The organism is Curtobacterium sp. SGAir0471, assembly GCF_005490985.1.
Lineage (GTDB): Bacteria > Actinomycetota > Actinomycetes > Actinomycetales > Microbacteriaceae > Curtobacterium.
Genome location: NZ_CP027869.1, coordinates 735,457 through 754,983, shown reverse-complemented (window position 1 = coordinate 754,983; position 19,527 = coordinate 735,457). Strand labels below are relative to the sequence as shown.

Below are 19,527 nucleotides of genomic sequence, written 5' to 3'. Positions count from 1 at the left end.
ATGTCTCGACGCCCGTCACCCGAACGCCACCCCTCGCCCACCCCGCGTCCTCCGTCCGCTCGTCGTGCGCCGTCGGTCCGTCGCGCTCGGTCCCGCCGTACGGCCGGTGCCCTGGGGGCGCTCACCCTGGCGGTCCCCTCGGTCCTGCTCGGTCCGACCGGTGCTGCCGCTGCCGTGACCGCGCCGGAGTCGGTGATCGGCCTGGCCGTCGAGGTCGCCGCCGACGGCCACGGCCCCTTCACCCCGGAGGACGGTCCCGGCTCCGACCGGGGTCCCACGAACGGCGTGGTCCGGACCCGCGACGCCGTGACCTACCGCGTCACCGTGAACGCCGGCGACGGCACCGCGCACCACGAGCGCTTCGTGCTCGACGCCCCGACGGGCACGAGCTGGGCGGGCGTCCCGCTCGCGTGCACCGGCTCCGGGTCCGGCGTCGAGGGCCAGCGGCTCACCTGTGACCTCGGCGACGTCGCCTCGGGGCACGCCGTCGCCGTCCCGGCAGTGCTCGACGTCTCCGGCGACCTGCGGAACGGCGACCGCATCGCCGTGACCGGCACCGCCTCCGCGGACGACGCCGCAACGACCGCGCCGGTCACCTCGGCCACGACCGTGGTGTCGGCCGCGCCGCGGTACGACCTCAGCAAGGCCGTGGTCGGCTCGACCCTGCGCACCGACGTCCCCGGTCCGGACGGGACACCCGGCGTCCAGCTGATCTACCCGATGACCGTCCACTGGCAGTCGCCCGTCCCCGGGCAGGGCCTGCTCGGGTTCGAGCGGAGCACGGGCGCCATGCACTTCACCGACGACCTGTCCCACCTGCTCGGTGACCGACCGTCGCACGCGGTGCTCTGGAACGGTGGTCGGCCCGCCTGCGGCCGGAACGGCGAGGACGGTGTGCGGTTCAGCGGTCTGCCGGGTGGCCGCGGCGGGGGCGACCGCGCCGTGGCCGACTCCGGCACCATCACCTGCACGCAGGCGGAGCCGGGCGGGGACGTCGACGTGGCGATCGACGGCGCCGTGACGGACGCCGCGCGGATGCCCGGGCGGAACATCGGCGGCGGCCCGATCAGCGGCGGCGCGAAGCCGTACGTCGTGAGCGGGTGGATCGCGCTGTGGATGCCCACGCCGTCCGCCCCGACGTCCGTCGAGTCAGTCAACACCTTCACGCCGCTGCAGACGACGTCCGTCGGCGGGACGCCGAACTTCCCGGGCGGTACGGAACCGACGGCCGACAACAGCGCGCGGCGGAACCTCGTCGAGCTCGGACCGGGCACCGCGGGCAAGCGACTCTGGCGTCTCGGCAGCGACGGCACGAGCGTCGCCGCGGGATCGGCGAAGGACGGCGATCCGTGGGCCACAGCCGGTACGCGGCTCCGCAGTGACGTCACCATGTCGAACCCCGGGCTCGCGCCCTTCCGCAACGCGGCCCTGTGCGACACGTTCGACCGTCGCACGCAGCGTCTGACGGCGGTCGGCGGGCGGGCACCCGCCTGGACGAGCGGCTTCGCACCCGCCCACGTGCAGTACGCCGCGTACGACATGGTGTCACCCGCCGCCGGACAGGTGCGCACGTGCGACGACGGCGACGGCCCCTGGTACGACGACCCGGCGGACGTCCCGGGCGGGATCGCCGCGGTCGGGGCGGTCCGCGTGACCGGTGACCTGCCCGGCGGTGCCTCCGCCGGCCTGTACTCCACCGTGACGACCGAGTGGGCTCCCGACGGGACCCGTGCTCGGGACTTCGGACACGCCCGCTTCGGGGACCACCAGCCCGGGTGGGTGCACGACCAGCAGGACCCCGAGCACGCCGCCGGCGGGCTGGCCGACAGCGTGGTGCTCACCGAGGACCTGGTCCGCGTCGGCAAGGTGGTCGTCGACCCCGGGCACGATGCCGCGGACACCCCTGACCTGACGAGCGCGGTCGTGCCGGGGAACACCGTCGACTACGCGCTGCGACCGACCCTGACGAACGGCTTCGCCGACGGACACCCGACCACCGTCACCGTCCGCGACGTCCTGCCAGCGCACACGTCCTACGTCGAGGACAGCGCATCCGTGACGCCGGAGGTCGACACCGTACAGGGCGACGACGGCCAGCAGCACCAGCGCCTGACCTGGACCCTGCACGACGTCGACCCCAACAGCCGCATCGCCCCGATCACCTACTCGGCGCGGATCGACCGCTCGGCTCCAGGAGGGCGCGTCACCAACACCGTGACCGTCGCGTCACCGGCCGACCGGTCCGACGAACGCTGGCGCACCGCCCAGCGCGGACTCGAGGTCGTGACCACCGGCGGTGTCGGGGTCGAGAAGCGCACACCGGCCCCCGTCGTCGTGACCGGCGACCACCCCGAGTGGGACCTCGACGTCACGAACACCGACGACACCCCGATCAGCGACCTCGACCTCATCGACGTGCTGCCGCACCGAGGTGACACACGGGGCTCGGACTTCCACGGCAGCGTCGGTCTCGCGGAGCCGGTCGCCACCGACCCCGCCGGGGACGAGGTCGTGCGGTACACCGACGCCGATCCCGCCGCTGTCTCCCTGGACGGTGCAGACCCGAGCAACCAGCCAGGCGGAGCGACCCGCTGGTGCGCCGAGGACGAGTTCGGCGCGGACGGCTGCCCGGACGCACTCGCGCACGTGACCGCGGTCAGGGTCGAACGGCGCACCCCGGTCGCGGCCGGTGACATGGTCACGCACCGGCTCACCCTCGCGACGAGCGGCGAGCAGGACGGCGACCGCTACGTGAACCGCTTCGGGCTCAGGACGGCCGACCTGGCGCTGCCGGTGCAGTCCAACCCCTCGACCGTCCGGGTCGTCGCCGGGGCGATCGGCGACCGGGTCTGGGACGACCGGAACGACGATGGTCTGCAGGACGACGACGAGCGCGGTGTCGGCGGTGTCCCCGTCGCGCTCTCCGGGACGGACGACCGCGGTGACGAGGTCGAGCGCCGGACGACCACCGACGAGCAGGGCGAGTACCGGTTCGACGGCCTGCGGCCGGGTGACTACCGCGTGCACTTCACGGCGCCAGACGGCACGCACTTCACCGAGGAGCACGTCGGTGACGATCCGGCGCTCGACTCCGACGCCGGTCCGGACGGCGAGACCGCGCCGGTCGCGATCGACCGGGTCACGAGTGCGACCGGTGCGCTCGAGGGGGTGCGCCGGGACACGACCGTCGACGCCGGACTGGTCGCTGCAGGGGCCGGAGACGGGGGCGACGACGGGGGCGACGGAGGCGACGGTGGGACGGGTCCCGGACCCGGGGGCGACCCGGGCGGTCCGGGCAGTCCGGGCAGTCCGGGCAGTCCGGAGGACGGTGCCGGCGGGGCCCCCGGGAGCGGAGGCGACACGTCGACGGGCAGCGGGGACGCACCGCACGCAGCGGCGGACACTCCGACGGCCGGGCGGCTCGCCTGGACGGGCACGGCTGTCGGCGCCGCAGTGGCCCTGGCGCTCGGGCTCCTCGTGCCCGGGCTGACCCTGCTGCTGGGCCGTCGTCGGTCCCGGGCGTCGTCCGACTGACATCGGTCGGACACCGCGCACGGCGGGGTCGGGTCGCTGCCGGGCGGCCCGACCTCGCCGTCGTGCGTCCGGCCCGGGGTCGAGCGCGGACTCGACAGGTCGGGACGGATGGGGCGGCGCGGCCACGTCATTGCGGTCACGTCGGTGCGGCCTGGTCGCTGCGGCCTGGTCGGTGCGGCCCACCGGCGCGGCCACGTCAGTGCGGACGCGCCAGTGCGGCCACGTCAGCGCGGTCACGTCAGCGCGGTCACGTCAGCGCGGTCACGTCGGTGCCCGTCGGTACCGTCGAGCTGTGCAGCACCCACCGGCGACCGCGGCCAGCGCACCGAACGCGGCCAGCGCACCGGGCCACGGCGTCGACCACGTCGTGGCCGCCTACGGGGACCGAGCGGACGAGTACGCCGCGGTCCTCGGCTCGATGCGCGCGGTCCACCCCGAGGACCGGGCACTCGTCGAGGCGTGGGCGGACGCGACGCCCGGACTCCTGCTCGACGTGGGGTACGGCCCCGGCCACTGGGCAGCGCACCTGCACCGTCGCGGCCACGTCGTCGTCGGCATCGAGCCCGTGCCACGGTTCGTCGCGCTCGCGCGTGCAGCCGCCCCCGAGGTCGAGTTCCGACCGGGGACGTCGGAGGCGACGGGGCTGCCCGACGCCGGTGCCGGAGGGGTGCTCTCCTGGTACGCACTCGTGCACCACGAACCGACCCGGGTGCCGGCAGCGCTTGCGGAGGTCCACCGTGTCCTGGCACCGGACGGCACACTGCTCGTCGGGTTCTTCGAGGGGCCGACCCTCGAACCGTTCGACCACGCCGTGACGACGGCGTACCGCTGGCCCGTCGAGCGGATGGTCGCCGTCCTGCAGGACGCCGGGTTCACGGTCGACACGGTGCAGCGACGGGCCGACGTCGGTGCTCGCCCGCACGCCGCCGTCATCGCGCGCCGGTCCTGATCACGGCTGCCAGCCCGGCGTCACCAGGCCGGTCTCGTAGGCGAACACCACGAGCTGCGCGCGGTCCCGGGCACCGAGCTTGATCATGGCGCGGGAGACGTGCGTCTTCGTGGTCATCGGACTGACGAAGAGCCGTTCGGCGATCTCCGTGTTGGTGAGGCCGAGGGCGACGAGCTGCATCACCTGCCGCTCGCGCTCCGTCAGCACGTCGAGGGCGGGCGCGAGCGCCGACGGCTTGGCGTGCGTGGCGTAGGCGGCGACCAGGGACCGTGTCGGCCCGGGCGAGAGCAGGGACTCCCCCGCGTGCACGGTGCGGACCGCGCGGAGCAGCTCCGCGGGTTCGGTGTCCTTCACGAGGAACCCGGCCGCACCGCCGCGGATCGCCTCGAACACGTACGAGTCCTCCTCGAAGGTGGTGAGGATCACCACGTGCACGCCGTCGAGGTCCGGGTCTGCCGAGATGCGCTGCGTCGCGACGAGTCCGTCCGTCCCCGGCATGCGGATGTCCATCAACACGACGTCGGGACGCTCGCGTCGGACGGTCGCGACGGCCTGGTCGCCGTCGCCGGCCTCACCGACCACGGTCATGCCGGGTTCGGCGTCGACCAGTGCCCGCAACCCGGCGCGGATGAGCACCTGGTCGTCCACGAGCACGACGCGGATCGGGTCATCGGCTGGAGTCACGGTCGCTCCTCGGTCTCGGCCAGGCGGGACGGCGACGCAGCCGCAGCCGCAGCCGCAGCCGACGGCAGTCGAGCGGCGACGCGCCATCCCCCGTCGGGCGTCGGTCCGGCGGACAGGGTGCCGCCGACGGACGTCGCTCGCTCGCGCATCCCGATGACGCCGTTGCCCGACGGACCGAGCAGCGGCGTCCGCCGTTCCGCGGTCACGGTGCGGCCCGGGGAGGGTGTGTCCTGCACCGACAGCTCGAGGACGTCCGGCTCGACCCGCACGGCGATGCGCGCGCGGTGCTCGGGAGCGTGCTTCATCACGTTCGTCAGGGACTCCTGCACGATGCGGAACGCCGAGCGGTCGACGGTGCGGTCCAGCTGCGCGAGGTCGCCCTCGACGTCGGCCGTGACGTCCACACCGGCTGCACGTGCCCGTTCGACCAGGTCGGCCAGGCGGTCGAGCCCGGGCACGGGGCTACGATCCGGAGCGCTCGGGGCCGGCGTTCCGCCAGCAGCCCAGATGCCGATCGACGGATCCCTCGGTGATCCGCCGTCGCGCGACTCGTCGCCCGGCTCTCCCGACTCGCCCGACTCGCCCGACTCGCCCGTATCAGGATCGCGGGGTCCGTCGACCGACCGCAGGACCCCGAGGATCGTCCGGAGCTCGACCAGGGCCTCGCGGCTGGTGTCGCGGATGTCGGCGAGCGAACTGCGCGTCTGCTCGGGGAGCTCGGACCCCAGGTGGAGCGCCACACCCGCCTGCAGGTTGATGAGCGACATGCTGTGCGCGACGGAGTCGTGGAGTTCCCGGGCGATGCGGACGCGCTCGTCACGCGCACGGTCCCGCTCCGCAGCCGCACGTCGGCGACGACGTTCCGCGACGCGCTCGAGTCGGACCCGGACGAGCTCTGCGATGGCCAACGTCACCACGGCCCACGCCACGGCGAGGAACACCGCGTCGAGGTCCCGCGCGGGTTTCCGTCCGAGGAATTCGTCGGCGGTCGGCAGCACGGCGACCGCCACCCCGAGCGCGATCCCCGTGATGGTGCGGCGCCCACGGAGCCACGCGTTCACCGCGGCCATCGTCAGCGCGGCCACGAACGGTCCCCGCGGGCTGACCAGCAGGGCGTAGCCGATCGTCGTCGCGAGGGTGACCAGCAGGACGGCCGTCGGCCACCGCCACCGCCACGGGAGGACGAGCACCCCGGCGACGAGCAGCACGATCGCGAGCGGACCCGGGACCGCCGGGTCCGCGATCGAGGACCCGAGGACGTGGGACGCCCACGGCGGGCCGCTGCGAGGGCCGACGGTGGAACCGTCGGCCGGACCGCTCGGCAAACGCGCCGCCAGCAATGTCCCGCGATCTGCAGGAGTGCGACCGGCAGCACCCGCCCGACCCGGGCGAAGCGGCGGACGCCGTCCCGCTGGTCGTCGGTCGCCTCGGCGGAGGCACTGGGAGTGCGGTGCATGGTCCGAGCCTAGGGTCGGCCGGACACCACGGCATCGGGCCGTGGCAGGAGCTGTGGACTACTCCCCGGGGAGTAGCCGGGAGTGCAGGAGGGACGGCGCTACGGCTGCGGGGAGCAGGCGGGAGTGGGCCCTCGTGGCGGACGCGGGACGAGCCTCCAGGTCGGACGCTTGGAACGTCGCCCGACCGGGCGGCACGACCCGCACAGGAGGCAACCGTGCACACCGCTCTCTCGACCATCGCCGCCGTCGGCCCGTACGGGCACGGCGGCCCGCCCTTCTTCCTCTTCCCGGCGTTCTTCCTGCTGGTGCTCCTGGCCGTCGCCGTCGTGTTCGGCGTCCTGCGCCGCGGCGGCTGGCGCGCGCGGTCCGACGCGAGGGCGGTCCTCGCCGACCGCTTCGCGCGCGGCGACATCGACGCTGACGAGTACCGCTCGCGGCTCGCGGAGCTCAGCCGGAAGTGACCGACAGCGCCGACGTGATCGTCGCCACGGTGTCGTCGACCGAACCCTCGATCGACACCGCGACGGCGGTCTCGTCGGGCTGCGGCCGTTCGAGGGTCGCGAACTGCGAGTCGAGCAGCGACGACGGCATGTACTCGTGGTGACGGTGCGACTGGCGCTCGGCGATGAGCTCGTACGAGCCGTCCAGGAAGGCGATGACGAGGTCGGGCGCCGCGCTGCGGAGGCGGTCGCGGTAGACCCGCTTCAGCGCGGAGTTCGCCATCACGCAGCGGTGACCCGAAGCCTGCACCTCGGCGATGCGCGCCGCGCAGGCGTCGAGCCAGGGCCAGCGGTCCTCGTCGGTGAGGGGCGTGCCCTGCCGCATCTTCTCCTTGTTGGCGGCCGGGTGCAGGTCGTCGGCGTCCACGAACGTGCTCGGCTGGCCCTGCTCCGCGAGCGCGTCGGCGAGGGCCTGGCCGATCGTGGACTTGCCCGAGCCGGAGACGCCCATCACGAGCACGGGCGGGAGGACGTCGTGGTCGGTCATCCCTCCACAGTACGGGTCGTCCGCTTCCCGTCCCCAGTCACGGGAACACCCGTGCCGACCCAAGGTGTCGGTCGTACGGTGGGCCGCGACACGTCAGGACGAAGGAGACTCAGGTGGCGGACAACGAACAGCACGACGGCGGCACAGCGAACATCGGTGTCGTCGGTCTGGCGGTGATGGGCTCGAACCTGGCCCGCAACCTCGCCTCGCGCGAGGGCAACACGGTCGCGGTCTACAACCGCACCTACGCACGGACCCAGGAGCTCATGGACGAGCACGGTGACATGGGGTTCATCGCGTCGGAGGACATCGACGGCTTCGTCGCGTCGCTGTCGAAGCCGCGCACCGCGATCATCATGGTGCAGGCCGGCAAGGGTACCGACGCCGTCATCGAGCAGCTCGCCGACCGCTTCGAGGAAGGCGACATCATCGTCGACGGCGGCAACGCGAACTTCCACGACACCATCCGCCGTGAGCACGACCTGCGCGAGAAGGGCCTGAACTTCGTCGGCACCGGCATCTCGGGTGGCGAGGAGGGCGCGCTGAAGGGCCCGTCGATCATGCCCGGCGGTTCGGACGAGGCGTGGGAGACCCTCGGACCGATCCTGAAGTCGATCGCCGCAGTGGCGGAGGGCGAGCCGTGCGTGACGCACATCGGGACCGACGGTGCCGGTCACTTCGTCAAGATGGTCCACAACGGCATCGAGTACGCCGACATGCAGCTGATCGCCGAGTCCTACGACCTGCTCCGTCGTGCCGGCGGGCACTCGGTCGACGAACTCGTGCAGATCTACGAGAAGTGGAACGAGGGCGACCTCGAGTCGTACCTGATCGAGATCACGGGCGAGGTCCTCAAGCAGCAGGACGCCGACACCGGCAAGCCGCTCGTCGACGTCATCCGCGACGAGGCCGGCTCCAAGGGCACCGGCGTCTGGACCGTGCAGAACGCGGTCGGCCTCGGGATCCCGGTGTCGGGCATCGGCGAGGCCGTGTTCGCCCGGGCCGTGTCGTCGAAGCCGACCCAGCGCGCCGCCGTGCAGCGCTCGGTCACGAGCCGTCCGGACGTCGTCGACGTGCCCGACACCTTCGAGGACGACGTCCGCGCGGCGCTGTACGCGTCGAAGGTCGTCGCGTACGCGCAGGGCTTCGACCTCATCATCGCCGGGGCGAAGGAGTACGACTGGGACATCAACCTGGGCGACATCGCGAAGATCTGGCGCGGCGGCTGCATCATCCGTGCACAGTTCCTCAACCGCATCGTCGAGGCGTACGACAAGAACCCCTCGCTCGAGAGCCTGCTGGTCGACCCGTACTTCGCGGACGCCGTCGCCGAGGGCGAGGCGGCCTGGCGCCGCATCGTCGGCATCGCCGCGGCGTCGGGCATCCCCGCCCCGGGGTTCTCGTCCGCGCTGGCGTACTTCGACTCGCTGGCGTCCGACCGCCTGCCGGCGGCGCTCATCCAGGGGCAGCGCGACTTCTTCGGCGCGCACACCTACCAGCGCGTCGACAAGGACGGCACCTTCCACACGCTGTGGTCCGAGGACGGCCGCCGCGAGGTCGAGCAGGAACCCTCCACGCACTGACCCGGGTGCGCAGCAGGCTCCGTCATCCGACGGGGCCTGCTGCGTGCGAGGCGGTCGAGCACCACCGCCCACGCCCGCGCTCCCGCCTGCGGACGGGCGCTGCGGGTCAGGCGACGATGCGCTCGCGCGCGAGGTCGGCGACGAGCCGCTCGAGCCTGGGACCCCGCCCGAGCAGTCGACGGGATCCCGGGGACGAGCGGACGAAGAAGGTCGCGACGGCGGCGCTGTCGTCCGGTCGCACGTAGTGCATGGCCACGGCGCTCGCGTTCCGCTCCCCGAGGACGTCCTCGACGCCGACGTGCACCATGCGGCTCCAGCGGATCACGAGCAACCGGGTCGCCCGGCGCTCCTCGAGCTCCCACAGCGATGCCTCGGTGGCTCCGAACGCCCAGGTCACCCGCTCGCCCAGGGTGGCCTCGGGTCGGGTCCGCTGCACGTCCTGCCGCAGCTCCGGAGTCGGCGCTGCCGGGACCAGCCAGACGGTCGGGTCGATGCGACGGATCGCCAGCGCGAGCGCTTCGTCCGCACGGCGACGGCGGATCGCCCGGGCGCGCACGACGGCGACGACGACGCCGACCACCCCGACGGTGATCGCGACGAGCTCGGCGATGCCGAAGAACGTCAGGTCGGTCTGCGGCGCCGTCGAGACGACGATGATCCGGCCGACCAGGAGTGCGGTCCAGATGCCGACGATGCTCCAGCGCAGGACCGCGAAGCGCCGTCCGACCGTCCACGCGGAGCGCGACCGCCGCACGCGACCGCGGCGGGGCACGCGGTCTGGTCGGTCCAACACGCTCCCGATCCTCGCACGGGTCCGGTCGGCCGCGCTGTCCGTGAGCAGTGAACGCTCGACGAACCCGTCGGGGTGACGATCCCTGCACAGCCGCGGAGCGGACGCCCGCCGTCCACGAGCACGCGGCTGTCAGCCCGTCCGCGGCGACGTCGACCTACGCTGCACGGGTGAGCACGACAGCGACACCGACCGCCGAGCAGGCACCGACTCCCACACGGGTCCGGCGTCCGGCCCTGCTCGCGGCCGTGTGTGGTGTGATCGCGATCGCCGCGTTCCTGGCGGTCGCCGAGTTCGGCGCGCTGCTGCTCGGCGGGGCGGGCAGTCCGCTCGTGGCCGTCGGCTCCGCCGTGATCGACCTCGCTCCCCCGGCGGCGAAGGACGTGATGGTCGGGCTGTTCGGAACCGGGGACAAGATCGCCCTCTTCGTGCTCATGGCCGTCATCACGGCAGCGATCAGCGCGGGCGCCGGCGTGCTCGAACGTGCCCGGCCACCGTTCGGCGCGCTCGTCCTGGCGGCCGGCGCGGTCCTCGCGCTGGTCGCCGTCACCACCCGCTCGGGCAGCGGCACCTGGGACGGCGCTCCGACGGTGCTCGGTGTCGCCGCAGCGATCGTCGTGCTCCGCGTGCTCCTGCGTCGACTCCGCCGGTGGGAGGCCGCGGCCGCCGTGCCGTCGGCGTCGCCGCGCCCCGCGGCGACCGAACGACGCGCCTTCCTGGTGTGGAGCGCGACGGCTGCCGCTGCGGCGATCGTCGTCGGCGGCGCGTCGCGAGCCGGAACGGCGGCGATGCAGGCTGCGGCGGCCGCACGACGCGCTGTCCGGCTCCCCCGCGCCGCGACGACCGCTCCGGCCGTCCCCTCCGGGGCGTCGCTCGACGTCGACGGGATCACGCCCTACGTCACCCCGAACGCCGACTTCTACCGCATCGACACGGCGCTCCGGGTTCCGTCGATCGATCCGGCCGACTGGTCGCTCCGCATCCACGGCGCCGTCGACCGCGAGGTCGTCCTGACCTGGGACGAGCTGCTCGCGCTTCCCCTGCAGGAGCACATGGCCACGCTCAGCTGCGTGTCGAACGAGGTCGGCGGGGACCTCATCGGCAACGCGCTGTGGCTCGGCTACCCGATCCGTGATCTGCTCGCCCGCGCGGGCGTGCAGGACGGCGCCGACATGGTGCTCTCCCGCAGCATCGACGGGTTCTCCGCGGGACACCGCTCGACGTGCTGCAGGACGAGAGCACGGCGGCACTGCTGGCGATCGGGATGAACGGCGAACCGCTCCCCGCCGAGCACGGGTTCCCGGTGCGCATGGTGGTCCCCGGGCTGTTCGGCTACGTCTCGGCGACGAAGTGGGTCACCGAGCTCGAGGTCACCCGGTTCGCCGACGCCCAGGGGTACTGGACCCGCGCGGCTGGTCGGAACGTGGGCCGGTGAAGCTCGAGTCGCGGATCGACACCCCTCGGGGCGGTGCCTCGCTGACCGCCGGACAGCCGGTCGCGGTGGCCGGCGTCGCGTGGCAGCCGCACACCGGGGTCAAGGCGGTGCAGGTGCGCATCGACGACGGCGAGTGGCAGGACGCCGACCTGGCGGACTCGGTCTCGGCGGACACCTGGCGGCAGTGGGTGGTCCGCTGGACGCCGGACGCGGGCTCGCACACGATCCGGGTCCGGGCGGTCAGCGCCGACGGCCAGGTGCAGACGAGCGTGGAGCGGCCGCCGGCCCCGAACGGCGCCACCGGGTGGCACGAGGTGCAGGTCAGCGCCGGCTGACCGGGTCGCCGTCGCCGTCGCCGCCGCTACCACCACCGTCGCCGTCGCCGTCGCCACGGCCACCGGTCGCGGCCGTCGTGAGGGCCGTGTCGAGGTCCATGCCCGGTCCGTCCTCGTGCCGGCGGACGAAGCCGTGCTGCTCGTAGAACGACGCTCGGCCCCGAGCCGCGAAGAGCTGCACGTCCTCGACACCGCGACGTCGTGCCTCGGCGACGAGCCGTGCGAGGACCTCGCCGCCGACGCCCCTTCCACGGACGCCCTCCGACACGATCATCTCGGTGACGAAGGCGTGCAGGGCACCGTCGCTGATCAGGCGCCCGATCCCGACCAGACGACCCACCTCGTCCCGCGCGCTGCACACCACCCAGCTGCCGGCCAGTGCCCGGTCGAACCGCTCGAGGTCCCACGAAGCCCACCCGGTCTCGTCGTACAGGGCCCGGAACTCCGCTGCGGTCGGTGGTGTGAACGAGTACTGCACGCCGTGACGGTACCGCGGCGCAGGCGTCAGACGGGCAGCTCCGCGACGATGCACGTCCCGTCGACCGCTGCGTCGGACGCGATCGTCACGGCGAAGCCGGCACGCTCGAACGCGGCCGCCGACACGGGCGCCTGGTCGGACGACGCCTCGATGACGACCGCGCCACCCGGCCGGAGCCACTCCCCCGCTCCCGCCGCCACCCGTCGGTGCACGTCGAGCCCGTCGGGCCCGCCGTCCAGTGCGACGAGCCGCTCGTGCTCCCGCGCCTCGGCCGGCATGGTCGACAGTGCCCCGGACGGCACGTACGGCGCGTTCACCGCGACGACGTCGACGGCTCCGCGGAGACGCTCCGGCAACGGCGCGAAGAGGTCACCCAGGACGACGATCCCCGGTCACCGATGTTCTCCGCCGCGACGTCCACCGCGTCGGGGTCGACGTCCGCTGCGACCAGGTCGAGCGCTCCGACTCGACCGAGCAACGCCACCGAGATCGCGCCGACCCCACAGCACAGGTCGACGACCCGGTCGTAGCGGTGCAGCCGCCGTGCCGCCTGCTCCACCACGACGGTGGTCCGGGTCCGTGGGACGAACACGCCCGGCGCGACCCGGACGCGGTGCCCGTCGAAGGCGGCCCAGCCGAGCACGACCTCGAGCGGCTCGCCGCCGAGCCGGCGCTGCACGAGCCCGCGCAGCTTCACGGGGTCGCCGTCACCGGCCTCGAGCAGCAGGTCCGCCTCGTCCTCGGCGAAGACGCTTCCCGCCGACCGCAGTCGGGCGGCCAGCGCGGCGCGCGCCGGGTGGACGGGAGGCACGGCTCACCGCACCGGACGGGTCACGCTGAGCACGTGGCCGGTCCGGCTACGCGGCACCGTCGAACATGGACGTGACGGAACCGTCGTCGAAGACCTCGTGGATCGCGCGCGCGATGAGCGGCGCGATCGGCAGGACCTCGAGACGATCCCACCGCTTGTCCTCGGGCAGCGGCAGGGTGTCGGTGACGACGACGCGGTCGATGAACTCGCTCTGCAGCAGCTCGGTCGCCGGGTCGGAGAACACGGCGTGGGTCGCCGCGACGACGACGCCGGTCGCGCCGTTCGCCTTCAGGGCCTCGGCCGCCTTGGCGATGGTGCGGCCGGTGTCGATGAGGTCGTCGACGAGCAGGCAGACGCGGCCGGAGACGTCGCCGACGATCTCGTGCACGGACACCTGGTTCGGCACGAGCGGGTCGCGGCGCTTGTGGATGATCGCCAGCGGGGCGCCGAGCTTCTCGGACCAGATGTCGGCGACACGCACGCGGCCCATGTCGGGCGACACGACGGTCAGGGTCGCCGGGTCGAGGATCTGCTGGAAGCGCTCGAGCAGGACGGGCATCGCGAACAGGTGGTCGACGGGGCCGTCGAAGAAGCCCTGGATCTGTGCGGCGTGCAGGTCGACGCTCATGATGCGGTGGGCGCCGGCTGCCTTGAACAGGTCGGCGACGAGCCGGGCCGAGATCGGCTCGCGGCCGCGGCCCTTCTTGTCCTGGCGGGCGTAGGGGTAGAAGGGCGCGACGACGGTGATGCGCTTCGCCGACGCGCGCTTGAGGGCGTCGACCATGATGAGCTGCTCCATGAGCCACTCGTTGATCGGCGCGGTGTGCGACTGGATGACGAACGCGTCGCAGCCGCGGACCGACTCGTCGAAGCGGGCGTAGAGCTCACCGTTCGCGAAGGTCCGGGCGTCGGTCGGGACGAGGTCGACCCCGAGTTCCTCGGCGATCTGCGCCGAGAGCTCCGGGTGCGCCCGGCCCGACACGAGGACGAGTCGTTTCTGGCCCGTGGTCTTGATTCCGGACAAGTGCGGTGCTCACTCCCTGACCCGCTCGGGGCCGTCTCGATCGACCCGACCGCCGTCAGATCTGTTCGCCGTGCGCGCGCCGAGCCGCCTCGGCCGCCGGCGAACCGGGTCGGTGTTCCTCGACCCATCCGTCGGTGTTGCGCTGCGGGGCGTAGCTGATCGCCAGCGACCCGGCCGGTACGTCCTTGCGGACGGTCGTACCCGCGCCGGTGTACGCCCCGTCACCAATCCTAACCGGGGCGACGAACACGTTGTGCGAGCCTGTGCGGACGTGCGACCCGACCTCGGTGCGGTGCTTGTGCACGCCGTCGTAGTTCGCCGTGATCGTGTTGGCGCCGATGTTCGAGTCCTCGCCGACCTCGGCGTCGCCGATGTACGACAGGTGCGGGACCTTGCTGCCGCGACCGATCACCGCGTTCTTCGTCTCGACGAACGTGCCGATCTTGCCCCGCTCGCCCAGGATCGTGCCCGGTCGCAGGTAGGCGAAGGGCCCGACCGTGGCACCGTCGCCCACGACCGCCAGGGTGGCGTCCACGCGGTTCACGACCGCGCCGGCGCCGACCTCGGTGTCGCGGAGCGTGGTGTCCGGCCCGACCACCGCGCCCGCGGCGATCGCCGTCGCCCCGACGAGCTGGGTGCCGGGCAGGACCTCCGCGTCGGCCTCGATGGTGACGTCGACGTCGATCCAGGTGGTCGCCGGGTCCTGCACGGAGACACCGGCGAGCTGGTGCCGGCGGACGATGCGGGCGTTGAGCTCGCGGGCGGCGTCGGCGAGCTGGGCGCGGTCGTTGATGCCGGCGACGAGCCAGGGGTCGGTCAGCGTGACGACGTCGATCGTCCCGCCCCGCGCGGCGACGAGGGACGGGACGTCGGTGATGTACTTCTCGCCCTGCGCGTTCGCCGTGGTGAGCGAGGGCAGCACCGCACGGAGGTGGGTCACGTCGAACGCGTAGATGCCGGCGTTCGCCTCGGTGATGGCCCGCTCGTCCTCGGTGGCGTCCTTGTGCTCGACGACCCGGACGAAGGCACCGTCGGCGTCGCGGACGACCCGGCCGAGCCCGGTGGGGTCGGGGGCGATCGCGCTGACCAGGGTCACCGCGTTGCCCGCGTGTGCGTCCACGAGGCGCCGGAGGGACGCCGTGTCGAGCAGCGGGACGTCGCCGGAGAGCACCACGACCGAGCCGTCGAAGTCCGCCGGCAGCGCCTGCACGGCGACCTCGACGGCACGCCCGGTGCCGGGGACCTCGTCCTGGTCGACCACGATCGCACCGGGGGCGCGCTCTGCGACCTCGGCCGCGACGCGCTCGCGCTCGTGCCGCACGACGACGGCGACGTGCTCCGGCTCGATGGAGGACGCCGTGCGCAGCACGTGCGCCAGCAGGGGCAGGCCGGCGAGGCGGTGCAGCACTTTCGGCGTGGAGGACTTCATGCGCGTGCCCTGCCCGGCGGCGAGGACGACGACGGCGATCCGCTGGTCGGTCATGCCCCCATCCTGGCGCATGCGCCCCGACCGGGTGCCGCGGCCGCACCGAGACCGCGGACGAGGAGCGCGGACCGGGCGCGCAGACAGGCCGCCCCGACCGGCGGACTACGCGCGCGCGGGCTCCCGCTGCACGAACGCCATGAGCACGAGCCCCGCGACGAGCACCACGACCACGCCGATGATCCCGAACCGCGTCGACCCGCCGATCGTCACCGCGATGCCGAACAGCGCCGGCGCCAGGAACGAGGCGGCCCGACCCGTCGTCGCGTAGAGGCCGAACAGCTCGCCCTCGCGCCCCGGGGTGGCGAGCCGCGCCAGGTAGGCCCTGGACGACGACTGCACCGGCCCGACGAAGATCGCGAGCGTGAGGCCGAGCACCCAGAACCCGGCGGTGGCGTTCCCGATGAGGAACACGCCGATGCCGGTCAGCGCGAGTCCGACGAGCGACACGGTGATGACCGCCCGCGAGCCGAACCGGTCGTCGAGCCGCCCGGACGTGAAGGTCGCGACACCGGCCACGACGTTCGCCGCGATCGCGAAGAGGATCACCTGCGACGGGCTGAACCCGAAGACCTGCGCGGCGACGATGCCGCCGAAGGTGAACACCGCGCCGACCCCGTCGCGGAACACGGCGCTCGCGAGCAGGAAGACCAGGACGTTCCGACGCTCGCGCCACAGTCGGGCGACGTGCCGGCCGAGGTCGCGGTACGCGCTGAGCAGCCCGCCGGTGCGGGAGCGGTCCGGCGCCGCCTCGGGCACGGTCAGGAAGAGCGGGACCGAGCTGACCGCGAGCCAGACCGCGGCGATGCCGATCGCGACCCGGACGTCCCACGACCCGTCCGCGACGGTCGACGGCAGCTGCAGGAGTCCGGCGACCCCCTCGGTGCCGAAGTCCTGGATGCAGAGCAGGAGCAGGACGACGAGCAGCACGATCCCGCCGAAGTACCCGGCCGCCCAACCGACCGCCGACACGCGCCCCGTCTGCGGTCCGGACGCCACCTGGCCGAGCATCGCGTTGTAGCCGACGGTGGCGACCTCGTACGCGACGGTCCCGATGCCGAGGAGCGCCGCGCCGAGCACCAGGTACGGCTGCTGCGGCGCGACGAACACCATCGCTCCGATCGACAGCGCGACGCCGATCGTGCCGATGAGCACGGACCGACGGCGGTGGCCAGAGGAGTCCGCGAGCCGGCCGACCGCGGGCGCGACGAGTGCGACGACGATCCCCGCGAGCGTCAACGCCGTCGAGACGGTCGCCGCGTTGTGCGCGAGCTCCCGCTCCACGGCCCGGGCGGCGGTCGCCGAGGAGTCCTCGGCAGCGACGAGTCGCGGGTCGACGAACGCCCGGCTCGCCAGGTACGTGCTGAAGACGAAGGTGGTGACGACGGCGGTGAACGCCGAGGACCCCCAGTCCCAGAGCGCCCAGGACACGAGGGCCCGCCGGTCGGTGCGCTGCGGCACTGCCGCCGCCGGTGTCGCGGTCATGGCCGAACCGTAGCGCGTCCCGGTGGCCGGGCGGGGACGACCCGGCCACGGCTCTCCGTGGTGACCGGACGACGGACGGGAGGCGCGGCACCCGCCGGCACCGCGCCTCCCGTCCGTCGACCGGTCACCCGACGGCGCGACCCGCCTCGCGCACGTCGGCCCACGTCGTCACTCTCCCGCGGGGACACCGTTCGGGTAGACCACCGACTTGAGCGAGGCCGGGTCGGTGTCGCTCTCGAGGGCCTCGCGGACGTCGTCGAGGCCGAAGCGTCCGGTGACGAGCGCGTCGAGGTCGACCTGGCCGGAGGCGACCAGGCCGATGGCGACCGGCCACGTGTTCGTGTAGCGGAAGATGCCGGTGACCGTCACCTCGAGGTTCTGGATGTGCTCCACCGGCAGCACCATCTCGGAGTTGCCGAGGCCGACGAGCACCGCGGCCCCCGCGGGTCCGACGGCCTTGATGCCGTCCGACACGGCGCGCGGCGCACCGCTGGCGTCGATGAAGGCGTCGACGGGGACGATGTCCGACGTGACGTCCACCGCCACGGGGTCGACGACCGTCGTGGCGCCGAACGACAGCGCGCGCTCGCGGCGCTCGGGGACCAAGTCGCTGACGACCACGCGCGTCGCGCCGAACGCCCGGGCGACCTGGGCGCAGATGACGCCGATCGGTCCGGCGCCGGCGATGAGGACGCTGGAGCCGGGGACGATCCCTGCCTTGCGCGCGGCGGCGATGCCGACGGACAGCGGTTCGAGCAGTGCGCCCGCCTCGAAGGACACCGAGTCGGGCAGGGTGTGCGCGAACTCGGCCTCGATCGTGACGTACTCGGCGAAGGCGCCGTCGACGGGGGGCGTCGCGTAGAAGCGCATGTGGGGGCAGAGGTTGTAGCGGCCGGCCAGGCACTGCGCGCAACGGTGGCACGGACGCTGCGGTTCGACGGCGACGCGCTCGCCGACCCGTCCCGGGTCGACGCCCTCGCCGACCGCGGTGATCGTGCCGGAGAGCTCGTGGCCGAGGACGAGGGGCTCCTCGACGACGAAGTCGCCGATGCGGCCGTGGCGGTAGTAGTGCACGTCGGAGCCGCACACGCCGACGGCGGCGACGCGGACGAGGACGTCGCCGGGGGCGACCTCGGGGACCGGGCGGTCCTCGACCGTCAGGTCCTCGGTGCCGAGCAGGACGCTCGCGCGCTGGGTGTCGGGGGTGGTGCTCATGCGGATCTCGCTTCCTCGATCGCGTCCTCGCGGTCGGTCGTGGTCTGGTCGGTGTCGGTCGTGGTGGGGAGTGCCCCGTCGCGGAGCAGGTCGGCGAACCCGAGCTCGGCGGCACCGCGCACCAGCACGTCCCGCCCGAGTTCGGCGGGGACGATGCGCAGCCGGTCGGTCATCGCCGCCATCGTCTGCGCCCGCACGTCGTCCTCGACGCGGGCCCCGACGTGCCCGAGCAGCACCCCGAGGAACCCACCGAGCACGACGACCTCGGGATCGACGGTGTGGATGGCGTTCCGGATCGCCGTCGCGAGCGCGGCCACCTGCCGGTCGACGACGCGTTCGACCGCGTCGTGCCGCTCGGCGAGCGCCGCGGCGAGGGCGTCGAGGTCGTCGGGCGCGGTCCCGGTCACGGCGGTCAGGGCCCCGCGGGAGGCCTCGGTCTCCAGGCACCCGACGGCACCGCAGTGGCAGCGGATGCCGTTCGCCGCGACGAAGGTGTGCCCGAGCTCGCCCGCGTAGCCGTCGGCGCCGCTGAACGGTCGGCCGGCACTGACGATCCCGCCACCGATGCCGCTCGCACCACCGTTCAGGTACACGAGGTCGTCGACGCCGCGCGCGCTGCCGTAGAGCCGCTCGGCCCATGCGCCGAGGTTGGCGTCGTTCGCCGCACGGACCGGCAGACCGAGACGCTCGGCGAGGGGGCCGGCGAAGGGCTCGTCCCGCCACCCGAGGTGCGGGGCGTCGCGGACGACCCCGTCCTCGACCCGGACGATGCCGGGGACGGCGACGCCGACCCCGACGAGCCGCAGCGCCGGAGCGGCGCGCGCGGTCAGGACGCCGAGCAGCCGGGCGACGGCGTCGATCGCCACGGCCGCGGTCGGGACGCTCGGCTGCGGTTCGACGAGCCGGTCGCGCACCGTGCCGTCGAGGGCGACGAGCGCCACCGCGACGGTGTCGATCTCGACCGTGACCGCGGCGGCCACGACGTCGGCGGAGGCCCGGACGACGGCGCTCGGCCGGCCGACCCCGGCGGGACGGTCGGCAGCGGCGGCTCCGGCGGCCGGGAACTCCTCGTGCACCAGGCCCCGTTCGACGAGTTCCCCGACGAGGGCGAGCACCGTCGACCGGTTGAGCCCGGTGCTCCTGGTGAGCTCGGCGCGGGTGACGGGTCCGCCCTCGTGCACGATGCGGAGGACGCGCGCGACGTTGCCGGGCGTGGTCGTGGCCGGTCGGGCCATGGGTCCTCCTCGTGGGGTGGTCGTGGTGTGGGGCGTACGGAG

16 protein-coding genes and 1 pseudogene are annotated in these 19,527 nt (G+C 73.6%); 5 read left to right on the top strand and 12 right to left on the bottom strand.

The features are described 5' to 3' along the window. A complete protein-coding gene (locus tag C1N91_RS03535) occupies window positions 1-3,534 on the top strand; it encodes an SdrD B-like domain-containing protein (RefSeq protein WP_137766622.1) in 3,534 nt (1,177 codons plus the stop codon). Between the two features lie 292 nt (window positions 3,535-3,826). Beyond that, a complete protein-coding gene (locus C1N91_RS03530; protein ID WP_254678334.1) occupies window positions 3,827-4,483 on the top strand; it encodes a class I SAM-dependent methyltransferase in 657 nt (218 codons plus the stop codon). Here the strand turns inward: C1N91_RS03530 and C1N91_RS03525 are convergent, their stop codons facing one another. Continuing rightward, entirely contained in the window at window positions 4,484-5,167 is a 684-nt protein-coding gene (locus tag C1N91_RS03525) for a response regulator (RefSeq protein ID WP_254678333.1), read from the bottom strand. It lies immediately after the preceding gene. Next, window positions 5,164-6,375: a sensor histidine kinase gene (locus tag C1N91_RS16845; RefSeq protein ID WP_217496461.1), complete on the bottom strand. Its 1,212-nt coding sequence runs from the start codon at window positions 6,373-6,375 to the stop codon at window positions 5,164-5,166. The genes C1N91_RS03525 and C1N91_RS16845 overlap by 4 nt, the downstream gene beginning before the upstream one ends. Window positions 6,376-6,839: 464 nt before the next feature. Between C1N91_RS16845 and C1N91_RS03515 the strand changes: the two genes are divergently transcribed. Next, complete coding sequence (locus tag C1N91_RS03515; RefSeq protein ID WP_058728948.1) at window positions 6,840-7,085, top strand: hypothetical protein; 246 nt, start codon at window positions 6,840-6,842, stop codon at window positions 7,083-7,085. On the opposite strand, the gene C1N91_RS03510 is transcribed toward C1N91_RS03515, so the two are convergent. After that, window positions 7,072-7,611 carry a gluconokinase gene (locus C1N91_RS03510; RefSeq protein WP_137766620.1) on the bottom strand — a complete coding sequence of 180 codons (540 nt, stop codon included), beginning with the start codon at window positions 7,609-7,611 and terminating at the stop codon, window positions 7,072-7,074. The two genes, C1N91_RS03515 and C1N91_RS03510, sit on opposite strands and share 14 nt — an antisense overlap. A gap of 113 nt (window positions 7,612-7,724) precedes the next feature. Between C1N91_RS03510 and gndA the strand changes: the two genes are divergently transcribed. Further along, complete coding sequence (gndA, locus tag C1N91_RS03505; protein ID WP_082687415.1) at window positions 7,725-9,194, top strand: NADP-dependent phosphogluconate dehydrogenase; 1,470 nt, start codon at window positions 7,725-7,727, stop codon at window positions 9,192-9,194. 106 nt (window positions 9,195-9,300) lie between these two features. On the opposite strand, the gene C1N91_RS03500 is transcribed toward gndA, so the two are convergent. Continuing rightward, window positions 9,301-9,987, bottom strand: coding sequence for a hypothetical protein (locus C1N91_RS03500; protein WP_137766619.1), 687 nt, complete (start codon window positions 9,985-9,987; stop codon window positions 9,301-9,303). 233 nt (window positions 9,988-10,220) lie between these two features. Between C1N91_RS03500 and C1N91_RS03495 the strand changes: the two are divergent. Further along, a pseudogene (locus tag C1N91_RS03495) lies at window positions 10,221-11,754 on the top strand (molybdopterin-dependent oxidoreductase). Here C1N91_RS03495 and C1N91_RS03490 read toward each other — a convergent pair. The 8 genes from C1N91_RS03490 to C1N91_RS03460 form a co-directional block, all read right to left on the bottom strand. Then, window positions 11,741-12,232, bottom strand: coding sequence for a GNAT family N-acetyltransferase (locus C1N91_RS03490; protein ID WP_137766618.1), 492 nt, complete (start codon window positions 12,230-12,232; stop codon window positions 11,741-11,743). The pseudogene C1N91_RS03495 and the gene C1N91_RS03490 overlap by 14 nt on opposite strands. Before the next feature lie 26 nt (window positions 12,233-12,258). Next, window positions 12,259-12,549, bottom strand: coding sequence for a hypothetical protein (locus C1N91_RS17195; RefSeq protein ID WP_254678332.1), 291 nt, complete (start codon window positions 12,547-12,549; stop codon window positions 12,259-12,261). Next, window positions 12,546-13,043: a methyltransferase gene (locus tag C1N91_RS17190; protein ID WP_254678331.1), complete on the bottom strand. Its 498-nt coding sequence runs from the start codon at window positions 13,041-13,043 to the stop codon at window positions 12,546-12,548. Before C1N91_RS17190 ends, C1N91_RS17195 begins: the two co-directional genes overlap by 4 nt. Before the next feature lie 46 nt (window positions 13,044-13,089). Next, window positions 13,090-14,067, bottom strand: a complete 978-nt coding sequence (locus tag C1N91_RS03480; protein ID WP_137766617.1) for a ribose-phosphate diphosphokinase — start codon at window positions 14,065-14,067, stop codon at window positions 13,090-13,092. A gap of 55 nt (window positions 14,068-14,122) precedes the next feature. Further along, entirely contained in the window at window positions 14,123-15,550 is a 1,428-nt protein-coding gene (glmU, locus tag C1N91_RS03475) for a bifunctional UDP-N-acetylglucosamine diphosphorylase/glucosamine-1-phosphate N-acetyltransferase GlmU (protein WP_137766616.1), read from the bottom strand. 105 nt (window positions 15,551-15,655) lie between these two features. Beyond that, on the bottom strand, window positions 15,656-17,035 hold the full coding sequence (locus C1N91_RS03470; RefSeq protein ID WP_137766615.1) for an MFS transporter: 1,380 nt from the start codon (window positions 17,033-17,035) through the stop codon (window positions 15,656-15,658). A gap of 168 nt (window positions 17,036-17,203) precedes the next feature. After that, window positions 17,204-18,250 carry an NAD(P)-dependent alcohol dehydrogenase gene (locus C1N91_RS03465; protein WP_137766614.1) on the bottom strand — a complete coding sequence of 349 codons (1,047 nt, stop codon included), beginning with the start codon at window positions 18,248-18,250 and terminating at the stop codon, window positions 17,204-17,206. Beyond that, entirely contained in the window at window positions 18,247-19,485 is a 1,239-nt protein-coding gene (locus C1N91_RS03460) for an ROK family transcriptional regulator (RefSeq protein WP_137766613.1), read from the bottom strand. Before C1N91_RS03460 ends, C1N91_RS03465 begins: the two co-directional genes overlap by 4 nt. Between the last annotated feature and the right edge of the window lie 42 nt (window positions 19,486-19,527).